Raw genomic sequence first — 14628 nt, 5'->3', positions numbered from 1 at the left:
GCAGCGGCTTTCCACGCGTCGGCATATGGCCAGACGGGCTGGGATGATCGTCGCAGCAGTGGTGGAAGAGGCTTTGCCGTGTTCCACCCTACGGCCGACTGCGTTATGCGACGGCTGTTTGCCCGGACGCGACCGGAGCCGGCCGGCCCAGGCTTTGCGCCACCACGTCACCGACCATGTCCGCGGTGATCGCGCTCAGCGTCCAGCCCAGGTGCCCGTGGCCGGTGTTGTAGAACACGCAGGGCGAACTGCCACGGCCGACCTTGGGCATCATGTTCGGCATCATCGGCCGCAGGCCGGCCCAGGGCACTACGCTGCGGGTGTTCACACCGGGGAAGCACTGGTTGACCCAGTCCACCAGCGGGCGGATGCGATCGGCACGGATGTCGCGGTTGTAGCCGTTGAACTCGGCGGTGCCGGCGACGCGGAAGCGGTCGTCGCCGAGGCGGCTGCTGACCAGCTTGGTTTCATCGTCGAGCAGGCTGACGATGGGTGCCGAGGCACGGCTGACTTCGTCGGCCAGGTTGACCGTGATCGAGTAGCCCTTGACCGGATAGATGTTCACCCGGTCGCCGAGCTGCGCGGCGAGATCACGGCTGGCGGTGCCGGCGCAGATCACCAGGCCGTCGAACTCCAGCCGCTCGCCACCGGCAACGCCGCCCAGCGTCACGGTAGCGCGCTTGCCGTCAGTGGCCACCGCCTGCACGTCCTCGCCATACAGGCAGCGCACGCCGAGCCGCTCGATCGCCGTGGCCAGGCCATGGGTGAACTTGTGGATGTCTCCGGTGGAATCGCACTCGGTGAAATAGCCGCCGTAGTAGGTGCCGGCCAGGGTCGGTTCGATGGCGCGCATCTCTTCCGGCGTCACGCTGCGCCGCGGCAGGCCGCCTTCGGCAAGCAGGCGCGAGACCAGCCCGGCATGCTCGAAACCGGCCTTGTCACGGTAGATGTGCAGGATGCCCTTCTTCTTCAGGTCGAAGTCGATGCCTTCGGCTTCTGCCCAGGCGAACAGGTGCTCGCGCGCGGCGATGGCCAGGCGTGCGGTTTCGATGGTGTTCTGCCGGTAATTTGGGATCGAGCCGATGAACTCGGCGAACCAGGAGAGCTTGTGCCAGCTGGGCTTGGGATTGACCAGCAGCGGCGCATCGCTCTTGAGCATCCACTTGAGGCCCTTGACGATGGTCGACCAGTGGTTCCAGACCTCGGCATTGGAGGCCGATAGCTGGCCGCCGTTGGCGAACGAGGTTTCCATCGCCGCGTAGCGGTGCTTTTCCAGCAGGGTGACCGAGAAGCCGCGCTTGGCCAGGGCATAGGCGGTGGTGACGCCGGTGATACCGCCACCGATGACTGCGATTGTTTTCATTGTTGTCGCTCCAGAACGTCAGGGGGTCATAGCCCGTGCGCCCAACGCGCGGCGGGCGCCCCCTCTGTTCTGGACCTGAGAGATTCACGAGCGCGTGACGGCTCGCTTGCTCCTTCGGTGCGCCCGGCGACGAAAACCGGGCGGCTCTTCAGAGTGTCAGCAGTGATAGCGGTCCTTTTGCCTGAGAGTTTCCGGGGCGGTTGCTCCTTCGGCGCTGCCATGCGGCAGTCTCTCCCGCAATCACATCGATTCGCGTCGACCGCCAGCTGTGGCAAATCGTCACACAATCGCAGAGACACCCTGCCAGAAAAACCTACCGCTGTAACCCCCGACGTTGGGCCGAGGAGACGAGAGGCCGGGCAAGGGCGCAGCAGATCGCACCCCGCACCCCGCACCCCGCACCGGCTGTGCGGATCGCTTCAGACCTGGAAGCGCGCGGTCAGCTCCTGCAGCTCGCTGCCAAGCCGCGCCAGCTGCACCGTCGAGGCCGCGGTCTGCTGCGCGGCGGCGGCCGACTGCTCGGCCACATCGCGCACGCTGAGCACGCTGCGGTTGATGTCTTCGGCCACCGAACTCTGCTCTTCCGACGCCGTAGCGATCTGCATGTTCATGGCCTGGATGGTCGAGATCGTGCGGGTAATGGCCTGCAACTCGTCGCCGACATCACGCGCCAGCCTGACCGTCTCATCGGCCAGGCCGCGGCTGCTGTCCATCAGCGACGAGGCATGCAGCGCGCCCTTCTGCAGATTGCCGATCAGCTCCTCGATCTGCGCCGTCGACTGCTGGGTGCGCAACGCCAGGCCGCGCACCTCGTCGGCCACCACGGCGAAACTGAAGGGCGCGCTGCGTATGGCGGGGAATTACAGCGGGGGGCAGCTCAGCCCAACAATCCGCGCATGACGAAGAACAGCAGCGATGGCCCGAGCAGGCAGCCCAGCGCGGTGTAGAAAGCCGCAGTCAGGCAGCCGTAAGGCACCAGGCGGGCATCGGTGGCCGCCAGGCCGCCGGCCACACCGCTGGAGGTACCGATCAGGCCGCCGAAGATCACCGCGGCACGGGGGTTGTTCAGGCCGATCATCGGCGCCACGAACGGCGTCGCGATCATCACCAGAATCGCCTTGACCAGGCCTGCGGCGATCGACAGCGCCATAACTTCGGAGCTGGCACCAATCGCCGCGCCGGTGACCGGGCCGACGATGTAGGTCACAGCGCCCGTGCCGATGGTGGTCAGGCTGACCGCGTCGGTGTAGCCGAACGCCATGGCCACCGCGACGCCGGCGATGAAGGAGGAGAACACGCCGACGAACAGCGCCAGCACGCCCACCATCCCGGCGCGCTTGAGCTCTTCCACACTGACGCCGAAACCGGTGGCGACGATGGCGAAGTCACGCAGCATGGCGCCGCCGAGCAGGCCGATGCCGGAGAACAGCGCGATATCCACCAGGCCCTTCTGCCCGCCGGTCACCACGCCGCCGATGTACGACAGCAACAGGCCGATGAGGATGGCGACCGCCGAGCCGTGCAGGCGTCCCTTGGTGAGCTTGTCCGACAGCCAGTAGGAGATCCACATGGTCGCGCCGATGATGGCGAAGCCGCTGATCAGGCCGTAGCCGGAGATCACTTTCATCAGAGATTCGTACATGGATCAACCCTCCGTGGTCAGTGGCTTGGCTTCATCGGCTTCAAGCTTTTTTCTGCCGATCCGGTCGAGCACCGGCACCAGCGCGAAGGCCACGGCGACAGCCGCCACACCGGCGAGAATGGCCATCGGGCCGCCGCTGAGGGCGCCGTAGACGTTCTGTTGCGCCGCCATCGCGACCACGATCGGGATGTACACGGCACTCCAGAATTTCACCCCCTGTTCGGTCTCCATGTTGAACAGGCCGCGCTTCTTCAGGTAGCTGCCGAGCAGGATCAGCAGGACCATGGCGATACCCACGCCGCCGACGTTTGCCGGTACGCCCAGCAGCTTGCCCAGCAGCTCGCCGGCGAAAATGCCGGTGAGGGTACACAAGGCCAGGAAGGCCACACCAAAGATGATCATTGTTCTTGTCCTTTTTGGTTGCGCCGCCTGCAGAGGGCTTGGCGCGTGTTGTCGAGGTAGTTGTTTTTATCCATCGATCAGCCGCGAGTAAGGCTTGCTCGCGCTGAATGTGCACGCGGTCTATCGGCTCTGGCTGCCCTCCTGACGCAGCAAGGCGTCCAGTGTGTCGAGCCGGGCGCCGTCGAAAGCGGCCAGCGTACCCTGTTCGAAAACCCGTCGTGCCAGGCCGGTCAGTACCGAGCCCGGGGGCAGTTCGATATGCAAGCGCACGCCGCGTTCGTAAGCGGTGCGCAGGGTGCCGTGCCAGTCGACGACGCGGCACATGTTGAAGGCCAGGTCGTCGCGCAGACGCTCGCTATCGAATATCGGGCGTGCGGACGAACTGCTCAGATAGCGAACTTGCGGAGCGCGCAGGCTGACGTTGGCGAAGGCTTCGGCCAGCTGCCGCGCCGGCTGCTCGAGCAACGCGCAGTGCGACGGCACGCTCATCGCCAAGCGCCGCGCACAGGAGGCGCCGAGGGCCTTGGCGCGGGCGGCGACCGCGGCCATGGCGGCGTCGCTGCCGGCGATGACGAGCTGGTTGTCGGCGTTGATATTGGCCAGGTAGGCGGGCTCCGCGGCCTCCGTCAGCAGGCCCTCGACAGTGCCCAGCGACAGGCCGAGGATGGCGGTCATGCCGTAGCCGTGCGGGTACGCCCGCTGCATCAGCTCGCCACGCAGCGCAACCAGTCGCACCGCATCGCGATAGTCCAGCGCCCCGGCGACCACCGCCGCGGCGTAGGCACCGATGGACAGCCCGGCGACATAGTCCGGCCGCTGGCCATCGCGCATCAGCAGCCGCGCTCCGGCGACACCGGCGATCAGCAGGCAGAGCTGCACGGCACGGGTCGATTGCAACGCGTCGGCCGAATCGAGCAGCAGCGCATCCTCACCCAGCACCGCACTGGCTTGCGTCAGGCATTCGTGCACTTCGGGCTCCTGCGGCAGGCGCTGGAGCATGCCGGGTTTCTGCGCGCCCTGGCCGGGAAAGGCGAACAGGCTGCTCATGCCGCACGCTCCGCGGTCCAGGGATCGACGACCAGCCGGGGTCCGTCCGCGGTCTTGACCAGCACCCGCGCGGCGCCACCGGTCCATTCCCTGAGCGCCACACCGCCCAGCGGGGTTTCCAGCTGCAGGTCGACGCGGCAGGCGCGGCCTTCCAGCAGCTGCAACAGCGGGCGCGCTTCGCTGCGTGGCAGTGGGCGTTCGGCTCTGAGCAGCAGATCAAGATCGCTGTCCGGGTGCGCCGTCGGCAGCCCGGTGGCGAGTTGAAAACCGGCCGATCCGGTGACGCCCCAGGCGTGGCCCAGCGCATCGAGCAAGGGGCGTAGCTCGGCCAGCACGCGGAACACCGGCAGATCCTCACTGGCCTGTCGAGCGAGCAGATCTTCCGGCACCAGCCGATGACTGATCGCCTCAACCGGCATCAGCGCGGCCAGGCGTTGATCACGCGTCGCACCCCGCAGCCCCACCGCGACCAGGCCGACGGCCACACGCGCACGCCGCACCACCACCGGCTGGCCAGCGGCGAGCACAGCGACCGCCCAGGCGGGCGCATCGGCCGGCAGTTGCTCGGGACGCATGCCCCAGAGCAGGTCGTGGGGGCGGGGAGTGTCGTGCATCTACAGCCTCCTCGTGATTGTTGTTGTCGAGTCGCTGATGGGTTCGGCGGATACGGCCGCTCAGGTGTTCGCTACCACTGCGCGCGCAACAGCTCGCGCACCCGCGACGACGCCTCGCGATTCGGCGCGCCCAGACGGCCGCGCAGGTCGCTGCTGCTGCCGATGTCCGCCACCGCCTTGTTCAGGCAATCACGCACGCGCTGCAGGTCGTCCGCCGAGGGCTGCTCGATGCTGTCCACCGAAAGGGTTTCCCAGAGCAGGCCAAGGGTCGCGTAGTTGTCGATGTCGTAGGCCATCGGCGGCACCGATTCGGCCAGGGCTTCCAGCTCCTCGACGCTGCGCAGGGTGATGCGCGCGGCGGCAGCCTTGCCCATGGCGTGCACCATCACGCCCGGATCGCGCAGGGCGATGATCCGCTGGGCCTGATAGCCATGAGCGAGAAAGGCGCCGGACATCGCCTTGCCCACCAGCAGCGCGATCACCGGATGCCCGGCCAGCCGCGCACGGGCATAGCCGTCCACCGCACCGGCCAGCGCCTGGTGAATGCCCAGCGCCTCTTCGCGGCGGCCATAGGCCTGGCTCGGCACGTCGACCACGGCGATTACCACACGCTTTTCCGCCTTGTCGCGATCGGCGGCGATCACCTCGTCCAGCGCCTGGCCCAGCGCCCAGCCTTCGAGCAGGCCGACCTCGCCATTGCGCGCGCGCGGGAATGGATTCTCGGCGTCCGGCACCACGGCGATATAGCGGGCGGCACGCTCACCGAGGGTGCCATCGACCACCTTTACCGAGGCCGGGTAGCCGGCCAGTGCCTGACCGCCGGCCAGGGCTTGCAACCAGTTCAGTCCACGGCTCATTGGGCATCTCCTTCGTAGAGGGCACGCACGGCGGCAGCATCGAGCTGCGTGCGGGTATCGACGTCAGCAAGCCGCTGGAGGAACCAGGCGTGGCGGCGGCTGCGCGGCTGCACCGGCTTGCCGAGTGCGAACAGCTCGTGCAGCTGCGCGCGGATGGCGTCGGTGTCGTCGGCGACATAGGCGTCCACCAGACCCGAGGCGTAGCGCTGCTCGCCACCGGTCAGGCTCCAGATGAACGGGCGGTCGCGCGAGTCGTACTCGTCGAGCCCGGCTTCCTGCTCGATCACCTGCGGACCATTGAGGCCGACGCGGGCCTCGCGGGTGACGACCAGATAGCTGCACAGCCCGGCGGCGATGGACATGCCGCCGAAGCAGCCGACGGAACCGGCGACCACGCCGATCACCGGCTGGTAGTCGCGCAGCTCGACGATGGCAGCCTGGATCTCGGCGATGGCGGCCAGGCCCAGGTTAGCTTCCTGCAGGCGCACGCCACCGGTTTCCAGCAAGAGCACGGCGCGGGTCGGGATGCCGTTGCGGTTGTCTTCGGCAGCCAGTTCCAGCGCGCCGGCAATCTTCGCGCCGCCGACCTCGCCCATGCTGCCGCCCTGGAAGGCGCCTTCGATGGCGGCAATCACCGCCGGCTGGCCGTCGATGGTGCCCTTGGCGACCACCACGCCGTCGTCGGCCTGGGTGACGATGCCCTGCTTCGGCAGCCAGGGCGAGGTGACGCGATCGAACGGATCGAGCAATTCGCGGAAGCTACCTTCGTCCAGCAGTGCGCGGGCACGCTGGCGGGCGCCGAGTTCGACGAAGCTGCGCGACTCAAGTAAACGGGCCACGGTGTTAGCGGACACATCAGTCATGGCCGACCTCCTCCAGTCCCTGCTCCAGGCGCAGACGCACTACGCCGGGCGTGGCCCCAAAATCGTGAATGTCGATGTTCAGTGCCGGCAGGTTCTGCTCGCGGAACATCCGCTCGAACAGCTGCTGCCAGCGCTGCTCGGCGCCATTGACCGAGGTGACCACCTGGATCGCCAGCTTGCCGGCCTGGCCGGGTTCGAGCAGCACTTCCAGATCGCCCGAGCCGACCACGCCGACCAGGGCCTTGCCGCGGGCAGGTTGCCCGGCGGGGAATTCGAAAGACAGGGTTTCCATGTTCAGTTGCTCCCAGTCGGCGCCGGCGCGGCGGGCGCCAGGCGGTCGAGGAATAAGGTGGCGGCGAGCAGGTCGGCGGCGCCGCCTGGCGAGGCACGCAGTGACAACATCTCGCCTTCCAGTGCGCGCAGCTGGCGGCGCCCGGCGAGGCTTGCGCAACCGCCGGCAGCCAGCACGGCACGAGCGCCCTGCTGCATGCGGGTCAGGCCATCGAGGCCCGCGCGGTGCAGCACGCAGGTGTCGCTGAGCTCGGTCATGATCGCCAGCAGCGCATCGAGCCGGGCGTTCTGCTCGCCTATCCCGGCACGTCGGCTGACCAGCAGCTGCGGCAGGCCCTGATCGATGACGGCAGGAAAGCCATGCTGCGCCTGCTCCCTCGCACCGAGCACACCATAGGCACGGCAGACTCGCGCGCCGTGGCTGTCGGAAGTGACCGGTACGGCCGGGTCGCTCAAACGGGCCAGTCTCGCGGCCGTTGCCGCAACGCATCGGGCGTCAGGCGCGTCGGCCTCCAGCGCCGCCGCCGCACTGAGCAGCCCCAGCGCCCAGATCGCCCCTCGATGGGTATTTACGCCACCCGTCACGCGGAGCATGTCGGCTTCGCCGTCGCGGCCGAGCTGGCCGAGGGTTTCGCGCAAGGGCTGGCCAAATTCGCCAATCTGCTGCGCCGCTTCGGCCATCGCCTTGAACGCCGGCCACAGCGCATGGGCCGAGGCGTGCATCAGACCCAGATGCAGATCGCTGTGCGCGCCACTACCGCGCCGGTCGACCAGCCCCGGCTTGGGCGACAGGTCGGCCTCGTCGATCAGCGCCTGCACCGCCGTATCCGCCAACCGCTCGGCCAGTGATGGCTGCGCCTGTCTTGCAATGAGTGCGCTCATCACCAGCTCCTGAACTTGGCGGGCGGGTTGTAGAGGCCGCCGGACCAGTCGACCAGCTCGGCGATGCTCTTGGCCGCGAGCAGCTCGCGGGTCGCGTCGTTGCGACGGATGCCGAGGTCTTCCGGCAGCGCGATCAGCCCTTCGCGGCGCATGCGCTCGGTGTCCTTCGGGTTGTGCCGCAGGCCGATGCTGGTGACGCCGGCCACCGCGGCGATCATCGCCTGGCGCTCTTCCAGCGAGCGTGCCTTGTACAGGTAGGCGATGCCTTCCTCGGTAAGCAGATGGGTGACGTCATCGCCATAGATCATGATCGGCGCCAGCGGCATGCCGCTTTTCTTCGCCACCTCGACCGCGTCGAGCTGTTCGACAAAGGTGGGTTTGCCGCCTTCCTGGAAGGTCTCGACCATCTGCACCACGAGCTTCTTGCCGCGCTCGAGCATGGTCACCGGGGCTTCGCCGCCGGGCATGGCCATGTCCAGCCAGGCCGGAGTCGGGTGGCGGCGACCGCGCGGGTCGTGGCCCATGTTCGGCGCACCGCCGAAACCGGCCAGGCGGCCGCGGGTCACGGTGGAGGAATGGCCGTCGCCATCGACCTGCAGGGTGGCGCCGATGAACAGGTCCACCGCGTACTGCCCGGCCAGCTGGCACATCATGCGATTGGAGCGCATCGAGCCGTCGCGCCCGGTGAAGAACACGTCCGGGCGCTGGGCGATGTAGTTCTCCATGCCCAGCTCGGTGCCGAAGCAATGCACGCTCTCGACCCAGCCAGTCTCGATCGCCGGGATCAGCGTCGGGTGCGGGTTGAGCGTCCAGTTGCGGCAGATCTTGCCTTTCAGGCCGAGGGATTCGCCGTAGGTCGGCAGGATCAGCTCGATGGCGGCGGTATTGAAGCCGATGCCATGGTTGAGCGACTGCACGTTGTGTTTTTCGTAGATACCGCGAATCGCCATCATCGCCATCAGCACGTGCACCGGCTTGATGTGGCGCGGGTCGCGGGTGAACAGCGGCTCGATATAGAACGGCTTGTCGGCGACCACGACGAAGTCGACCCAGCTGGCCGGGATGTCCACGCGCGGCAGCTCGTCGACGATCTCGTTGACCTGGAAGATCACGATGCCATCGCTGAACGCGGTGGGCTCGACCAGCGCCGGGGTGTCTTCCGTGCTGGGACCGGTGTAGATGTTGCCGTGGCGGTCGGCCTGGAAGCCGGCGACCAGCGCGACATTGGGGATCAGGTCCACCAACAGACGCGAATAGAGTTCGATGTAGGTGTGGATGGCGCCGACTTCCAGCAGGCCGTCCTCGAGCAGCTGGCTGATGCGCAGGCTCTGCGGGCCGGCGAAGGAAAAGTCGAGCTTGCGCGCGATCTGCCGCTCGAACAGATCCAGGTGCTCGGCGCGGCTGACGCTCGGCATGATCATGTGCAGGTCGTGCAGCTTGCCGGGGTCGGCCTTGGCCAGGGAGCGGGAGAGGAAGTCCGCCTGCTTCTGGTTGTTGCCCTCGAGCACCACCCGGTCGCCAGGGGCGATCAGCAGTTCCAGGGCCTCGACGATCCGCTCGCTGGGCAGTACCACGCCATCGGCGAGGCTCTGCACCTGATCGAGACGACGGGCTTTTTCAGCGCGACGACGCGACCACTGCGGCGGTGGGGAGATTGTTGTTGTCATGGCGACTCCACAGGTTTTCCGCTTTGTGGAGCGCACAGTAGGGAGGTGACCGAGGGGTCATCAATCAAGCTCGGAGACCTATCGTTACGTTGATCGTAACGATAGGTGCGGCGATCAGCCCATCTTTGCCAGCAGGGCGCGCTGGCGACCCGCCTGGCGACTGACTTCGTCGGCCACCTCGAAGCTTTCGTGCTGCAGCTGCAGGCTGTGCCGGGCCAGTTCCTGCAGCGCGCAGAGCTTCTGGTTGATCTCCTCGGCGGCGGCGCTCTGCTGGGTGCCCGCCTCGGCAATCTGCCCGCCGGCCTCGGCGATCTCGCCCACCAGGCCGGTGATCTCGGCCAGCGCCTGCGCGGTGGCGGCGACCTGCTCGACGCTGGCGCGCGACTGCTGCAGGCCCTGCTGCATGCTGCCGACCACCTGCCCGGTGCCCTGGCGCAGCGCTTCGATCATCTGCTGGATCTCGTCGGTGGAGGCCTGGGTGCGCTGCGCCAGCGAACGCACCTCGTCGGCCACCACGGCGAAGCCGCGGCCGTTGTCGCCGGCCCGCGCCGCCTCGATGGCGGCATTCAGCGCCAGCAGGTTGGTCTGCTCGGCGATGCTGCGGATCACTTCGAGGATGCCGCCGATGGCCTGGCTGTGGCGGCTCAGCACGGCCACCGCCTCGGCGGACTGGTCGAGGGTGCCGGCCAGGCTGCCGATGCGCTGCCCGGCCACCTCGACCCGCTGCTGGCCCTGGCTGCCAAGCGCCAGCGCCTGGCGGGTCAGCGCCGCGGCGCTGGCGGTGTTGCCGGCCACCTCGCGGATGGTGGCGCTGAGTTCCTCGACCGCGGCGCTGATGGCATCCAGCGCCTGTTGCTGCTGTTCGGCCGCGCGATTGCCGGTGCCGAGCAGTTCGCGGGTGCGCTCGGCGAGGCCGGCGACCCGGCCGCTGCTGTCGCCGACCCGCGCCAGCATCGAGGCCAGTTGCGCTTCGAGCAGGCGGTTGCCCAGTTGCAGCTGGCCGATCTCGTCGATCCGCCCGGTGTAGATCAGCTGCTTGATCGGGTGCTCGACCCGCTGGCGGCTCTGCGCCACCAGTTGCGCGAAGGGGCGCGCGTGCAGGCCGAGCAGCAGCGCGCAGGCGGCGATACCGCCGAGCAGCAGCGCCAGCCCGAGCGCCGGCGCCTGGCTCGAGGCGAGCACGCCGAGCGGCGTGAAGGCCAGGCTGGCGAGCAGGACCTGCTGGCGGCTGCGGTCCAGCCAGCGCCAGCGCAACGCCGTCGGGTGGCGGCCCTGGCTGCGCAGGCGGTAGATGGCTTCGGCGCGCGCGATGGCCGCGGCGTCCGGCAGGCGGTAGATCGCCTGGTATTCGCTGACCACGCCGTCATCGAGCACCGGGCTGATGAAGGCATCGACCCAGAACTCGCGACCATCGGCGCGACGGTTCTTCATCATGCCCATCCAGCTCTGGCCGCGGCCGAGGGTGGCCCAAAGGTCCTTGATCGGCCCGCCGGGCATGTCCGGATGGCGCAGCAGCGAAGCCGGCCTGCCCTCGAGGGTGGCCTCGGGATGGCCCAGCTGGCGGCACAGCGCCGGGCTGGCGTAGAGGATGTTGGCCTGGCTGTCGGTCAGCAGTACCAGCTGTTCGCCGGGCGCGTGGGCACCGTTGCGGTCGTTGTGCATGGCTTTTTCCTGAACCAAGTTCCTGAATCAAGGGCGGCCCGCCGGCGAGTGAACGTCGGTGGGCCGGGGAGAATGGGAAGCGGCCGCCCGGCAGGACGCCGGACGGCGAAGGCTCAGTTACCGGTGGCGCGCATGTGCTGCACGCTGAACATCTCCGGCGGGCTCAGCTTGGCGTCGACCACGCCCTTGAACTGCCCGGAGGTGCAGTGCATGGCCTGCACGTCGATCATGCTGAAGCTGTCGTCGATCGACACCCCGCTACCTTTGTTGACCGGCAAATGGTGGTCCGGATGGGCCTGGCCGATGGTGAAGGTCTTCCACAGACTGCCCTTGCGGTCGTAGGAGATGGTGCGCGGCACGGTGAAGGTTTGTGCGTCCATATAATGCACACGCTTGGCCAACGGGTGGCCGGCGTCCACCGGTGCGGCTTCCACTTCATAGACCTTGCGCAGTTGCCAGGTGATGTTGGGGAAGCAGCCGCCCTGGCCGCCGAACGCCACCACCTGGTAGCCCTCGCTGTCCTTGTGGGTTTCGCTGTCCAGGCTCAGGTCGTTGTGGTTGTAGAACGGCATCAGCATGAAACGGGTGCCCTTGTAGGTCCACTTCATGTCGGAGATGCGCCCGTTGTAGCCTTCGAAGTCCTCGATCATCAGGTCCGAGCCGAGGAAGGCGTCGGTCACCTGGCCGGTGGCCAGACGCCGCACGCGGCGCTGGAAGCCGAGGTACAGCCAGGAATTGTCGCGCTTCAAGTCATCCTGGGCGCGGTGGATCAACAGCTGGGTGTTACGCACGTCGTGCGGCTCCAGCACGTTCACGTAGATACCGCGGAACAGATCCGACGGGTTCGGCGTGATCGCCGGCATCGGGTCCTGGTTCACCCGGCCGGTGAAATTCAGGAAGTGGAAGTTGAACTTGATGGTCCGCTCCACCTTGCCCGAGTTCATGTCGCGGAATTTCCAATAGAACGGCTGGATCGCCGCACTGTCGCCCCAGTTGTAGCCGTACTTATAGTTCCAGGCGAGCTTTTCGCCGGCACGCGGATCGTTGACGTCCGGCTCCTGGGGAAACGGCCGGCCGGCGACCCAGCCCTTGATCTCGCCCGGCTTGGCGCCGAGTTGGATCTTGTCCATGCCTTGGCGGGTAGCCTCGACGTAGTTGGGGTGCAGATCGAAGGAGGTGGTTTCGCCAACCTTCAGCTCGGCCCAGCCCTTCTCGATGAAGCCATAGAAGGCCGGATCGAGGATGTCCTTGAACTGGGCAACATTGCCCTGGTTGATGGTCATGCCGGCGCTCAGCCCGGCAAAGCTCGGCTTGTCCTTGGCATAGGGCCGGAAGGACTGCTCGATCACGGTTTCGTCAGCGGCCTGGGCGCAGGCTGCGGCAGCAGCCAGCGTCAGCATGGCCAGGCGCAAAGTGTTCTTGTTGTTTTTCATGAGGCTCTTTCCTTGTGATCAGAAGCTGTAGCGCAGGGTGAGTTGCAGTTCGTCTTCCTTCTGGGCCATGCCTATGGGGCCGGCGCGGAAGCGCCCAAGTGGCTCATAGCCGCCAAGGCCAAGTGTATAGCCCTCCGGCTGGCCGGCGCTGGTGAAGGGATCCCATGGGTTGCAGCTGCGGCAATCGTCGTACTCGCGCGCGCCGCGGCCGACCTTGACGTTGGCACCGGCAATGATTCGCAGGTTGTCGTTGAACAGGTACTCGACGCTCGGCGCGATGGCGGTGGCGCGGGCCTTGAAGTCATGGGCGGCGAGCAGTTGCGGGCTGAGGCGGTCGTTCATCCACCAACCCTTGAGCAGCAAGGTGGCGATCCAGTTCTGCTCCCAGTCCGGCATGCCAGCTTTACCCCATGCCCGCTTCTCCTCTTGGTGCTCGCGGATGTGCTGGCCGAACAGCTGGCCGGAGATAAGGAACGCACGGCCTGGGTTGAGGAAGGGAATGAAGACGTTTTTGTCCGCGCCGATCACGTAGCGGGTCACGTCGGATTCGGAGAACAGCCGCGACTGCAGGGTGTTGGCGAACTCCTCGCCTGAGGTGTGCGCCACTTCGAAGCGGAACACAGTGTCGATGGCCTGCGAGTAGTAGTCCAGCGAGCCGCCGATCAGGTTGACCCGTGGGAAGTGGATATCGAAGGCAATCAGGCTTGGCCACGGCGCCACTTCGCCGGTGAAACCATTCTGCCCAGACACGCCACGCAGGGATGGCAGCTGCGAGCGGTAGGTCAACGCATTGAGGCTGAAGCCAAGGTCACCGTAGACACCTTCCAGCTTGATTCCGAACTGGGTGTTGGACAGGCTCCAGGAGGGCATATGTGCCTTGCGGATGCCGATCTGTCCGGGACCGAAGTCGGTGGCAAAACCACCAGCCGGGCTGGCACCAGCGAAGCTGGCCACGGTGCCACCGTTCTCCCAGAGGTTGTTCATGCCGCGGAAGAAACAGCCCGCATCGAGGATCGAGTTGGGCGTACCGCACTGGCCAAGGTTGTGCGGACGGAACTTGTCGAAATTCCACACGAACGACAGGTTGAGGTCGTCGAACACCTCGCCGGCGCCCATGCGCCAATCAGCCTTGGCGATCCACATCGGGATGCGAATGTCCTCCAGCTCGTCGTAGATGTTGTTGCGCGAGTAGTCTACCGGGTTGATCACGTCGAGCACGCGGAACAGGTCGGTGCGGCCCCAGATCACCTGCTGCTTGCCGACCCGCCAGCTGACCATGTCGCCGTTGGGCAGGCCGTGGTCGAAGTCCATGTACAGCTCGCGGATGAAGTCCAGCCGCTCGTTGAACTCGGGGAAGCGCAGGTCGTTGCTGTCGGCGTCCAGGTAGTCGTCGATGCAGCCGCGGCTGTCCTTGTCGCAGGGCCGTACCGGCACGCCGAAGGCGACCCCGCCACGGGTCTTGTGCAGCCTCTCGCCGAGCACCAGCATGCCTTCGTTGGGGTTGTTGGCCGGATCGAAGGTATACGGCAGCTGCAGTCCGCCACCGTGGGGCACGCTGTTGCCCGCCGCGCTGTTTTCCAGGGTAATGGCACCGCCCGCACCACTGCCGTATTCGCTGGAATTGAGGTCGTAGACCCCGTCGTAGCTGCCGCGGAAGGTGCCATGAAACTTGATGTTGCGAAATGCTCCGCGGTCATCCAGGGCACGGTCGGCGTTGAGCTGCAGCGTGTTGCGGAATTTCGACAGGCCGGCCGAGTCACGCACGTGGGTGGCGTTCTCATAGAAGCCGGTATAGCGGGTTTCCTCCTCGGCCAGCGCGCTGGCCAGCGGCATCAGGGCCACGCCGGTACCGCCGAGCATGGCGAATCCCAGGTTGCGCAGGTTTGTTTTTTTTGTTGTCTGCAT

13 protein-coding genes, 1 pseudogene and 1 riboswitch are annotated in these 14628 nt (G+C 66.8%); all 14 genes and pseudogenes read right to left on the bottom strand.

Annotated features, from left to right (window positions below; genetic code table 11):
• Positions 1 to 103 precede the first annotated feature (103 nt).
• The 14 genes and pseudogenes from BM275_RS08710 to BM275_RS08645 all read right to left on the bottom strand — a co-directional run bounded on the left by BM275_RS08710 (position 104) and on the right by BM275_RS08645 (position 14628).
• A complete protein-coding gene (locus BM275_RS08710) occupies positions 104 to 1363 on the bottom strand; it encodes a D-amino acid dehydrogenase (protein ID WP_023444063.1) in 1260 nt (419 codons plus the stop codon).
• A gap of 159 nt (positions 1364 to 1522) precedes the next feature.
• Positions 1523 to 1610: riboswitch (glycine riboswitch) on the bottom strand.
• Between the two features lie 172 nt (positions 1611 to 1782).
• Positions 1783 to 2193, bottom strand: a pseudogene (locus BM275_RS08705) (methyl-accepting chemotaxis protein); the annotation flags it as partial.
• 47 nt (positions 2194 to 2240) lie between these two features.
• Positions 2241 to 3005 (bottom strand): malonate transporter subunit MadM, encoded by a 765-nt coding sequence (gene madM, locus BM275_RS08700; RefSeq protein ID WP_014818590.1) that lies wholly within the window; start codon positions 3003 to 3005, stop codon positions 2241 to 2243.
• 3 nt (positions 3006 to 3008) lie between these two features.
• Positions 3009 to 3407 carry a malonate transporter subunit MadL gene (madL, locus tag BM275_RS08695; RefSeq protein WP_014818589.1) on the bottom strand — a complete coding sequence of 133 codons (399 nt, stop codon included), beginning with the start codon at positions 3405 to 3407 and terminating at the stop codon, positions 3009 to 3011.
• Between the two features lie 120 nt (positions 3408 to 3527).
• Entirely contained in the window at positions 3528 to 4454 is a 927-nt protein-coding gene (gene mdcH, locus BM275_RS08690; protein ID WP_041013877.1) for a malonate decarboxylase subunit epsilon, read from the bottom strand.
• Complete coding sequence (locus BM275_RS08685; RefSeq protein WP_041013876.1) at positions 4451 to 5068, bottom strand: malonate decarboxylase holo-ACP synthase; 618 nt, start codon at positions 5066 to 5068, stop codon at positions 4451 to 4453. The genes mdcH and BM275_RS08685 overlap by 4 nt, the downstream gene beginning before the upstream one ends.
• Before the next feature lie 71 nt (positions 5069 to 5139).
• Positions 5140 to 5925, bottom strand: coding sequence for a biotin-independent malonate decarboxylase subunit gamma (gene mdcE, locus BM275_RS08680; protein WP_090520679.1), 786 nt, complete (start codon positions 5923 to 5925; stop codon positions 5140 to 5142).
• A complete protein-coding gene (locus BM275_RS08675; protein WP_090520677.1) occupies positions 5922 to 6788 on the bottom strand; it encodes a biotin-independent malonate decarboxylase subunit beta in 867 nt (288 codons plus the stop codon). The genes mdcE and BM275_RS08675 overlap by 4 nt, the downstream gene beginning before the upstream one ends.
• Complete coding sequence (locus BM275_RS08670) at positions 6781 to 7080, bottom strand: malonate decarboxylase subunit delta (protein ID WP_045423103.1); 300 nt, start codon at positions 7078 to 7080, stop codon at positions 6781 to 6783. Before BM275_RS08670 ends, BM275_RS08675 begins: the two co-directional genes overlap by 8 nt.
• A gap of 2 nt (positions 7081 to 7082) precedes the next feature.
• Positions 7083 to 7961: a triphosphoribosyl-dephospho-CoA synthase gene (locus tag BM275_RS08665; protein ID WP_090520675.1), complete on the bottom strand. Its 879-nt coding sequence runs from the start codon at positions 7959 to 7961 to the stop codon at positions 7083 to 7085.
• The gene (gene mdcA, locus BM275_RS08660; protein WP_042925790.1) at positions 7961 to 9628 is read right to left on the bottom strand and encodes a malonate decarboxylase subunit alpha; all 1668 of its coding nucleotides are present in this window, start codon (positions 9626 to 9628) and stop codon (positions 7961 to 7963) included. Before mdcA ends, BM275_RS08665 begins: the two co-directional genes overlap by 1 nt.
• 114 nt (positions 9629 to 9742) lie before the next feature.
• Complete coding sequence (locus BM275_RS08655) at positions 9743 to 11290, bottom strand: methyl-accepting chemotaxis protein (protein WP_090520673.1); 1548 nt, start codon at positions 11288 to 11290, stop codon at positions 9743 to 9745.
• Positions 11291 to 11403: 113 nt separating this feature from the next.
• Complete coding sequence (locus tag BM275_RS08650; RefSeq protein WP_042925793.1) at positions 11404 to 12723, bottom strand: DUF1329 domain-containing protein; 1320 nt, start codon at positions 12721 to 12723, stop codon at positions 11404 to 11406.
• Between the two features lie 18 nt (positions 12724 to 12741).
• Positions 12742 to 14628, bottom strand: a complete 1887-nt coding sequence (locus BM275_RS08645) for a DUF1302 family protein (RefSeq protein WP_090520671.1) — start codon at positions 14626 to 14628, stop codon at positions 12742 to 12744.

This window comes from Stutzerimonas kunmingensis (assembly GCF_900114065.1).
In the GTDB taxonomy this organism is placed as follows: Bacteria; Pseudomonadota; Gammaproteobacteria; order Pseudomonadales; family Pseudomonadaceae; genus Stutzerimonas; species Stutzerimonas kunmingensis.
The sequence above is the reverse complement of the archived record's forward strand: the minus strand, read 5'-3'. Positions and strand labels throughout refer to the sequence as shown.

Bases quoted from the DNA above. Each gene is read 5' to 3' on its own strand.
- BM275_RS08665 (WP_090520675.1), bottom strand. From the start codon at position 7,961: ATGAGCGCACTCATTGCAAGACAGGCGCAGCCATCACTGGCCGAGCGG.
- BM275_RS08685 (WP_041013876.1), bottom strand. From the start codon at position 5,068: ATGCACGACACTCCCCGCCCCCACGACCTGCTCTGGGGCATGCGTCCC.
- BM275_RS08710 (WP_023444063.1), bottom strand. From the start codon at position 1,363: ATGAAAACAATCGCAGTCATCGGTGGCGGTATCACCGGCGTCACCACC.
- mdcE (WP_090520679.1), bottom strand. From the start codon at position 5,925: ATGAGCCGTGGACTGAACTGGTTGCAAGCCCTGGCCGGCGGTCAGGCA.
- BM275_RS08655 (WP_090520673.1), bottom strand. From the start codon at position 11,290: ATGCACAACGACCGCAACGGTGCCCACGCGCCCGGCGAACAGCTGGTA.
- BM275_RS08675 (WP_090520677.1), bottom strand. From the start codon at position 6,788: ATGACTGATGTGTCCGCTAACACCGTGGCCCGTTTACTTGAGTCGCGC.
- madL (WP_014818589.1), bottom strand. From the start codon at position 3,407: ATGATCATCTTTGGTGTGGCCTTCCTGGCCTTGTGTACCCTCACCGGC.
- BM275_RS08645 (WP_090520671.1), bottom strand. From the start codon at position 14,628: ATGCAGACAACAAAAAAAACAAACCTGCGCAACCTGGGATTCGCCATG.
- mdcH (WP_041013877.1), bottom strand. From the start codon at position 4,454: ATGAGCAGCCTGTTCGCCTTTCCCGGCCAGGGCGCGCAGAAACCCGGC.
- BM275_RS08670 (WP_045423103.1), bottom strand. From the start codon at position 7,080: ATGGAAACCCTGTCTTTCGAATTCCCCGCCGGGCAACCTGCCCGCGGC.
- mdcA (WP_042925790.1), bottom strand. From the start codon at position 9,628: ATGACAACAACAATCTCCCCACCGCCGCAGTGGTCGCGTCGTCGCGCT.
- madM (WP_014818590.1), bottom strand. From the start codon at position 3,005: ATGTACGAATCTCTGATGAAAGTGATCTCCGGCTACGGCCTGATCAGC.
- BM275_RS08650 (WP_042925793.1), bottom strand. From the start codon at position 12,723: ATGAAAAACAACAAGAACACTTTGCGCCTGGCCATGCTGACGCTGGCT.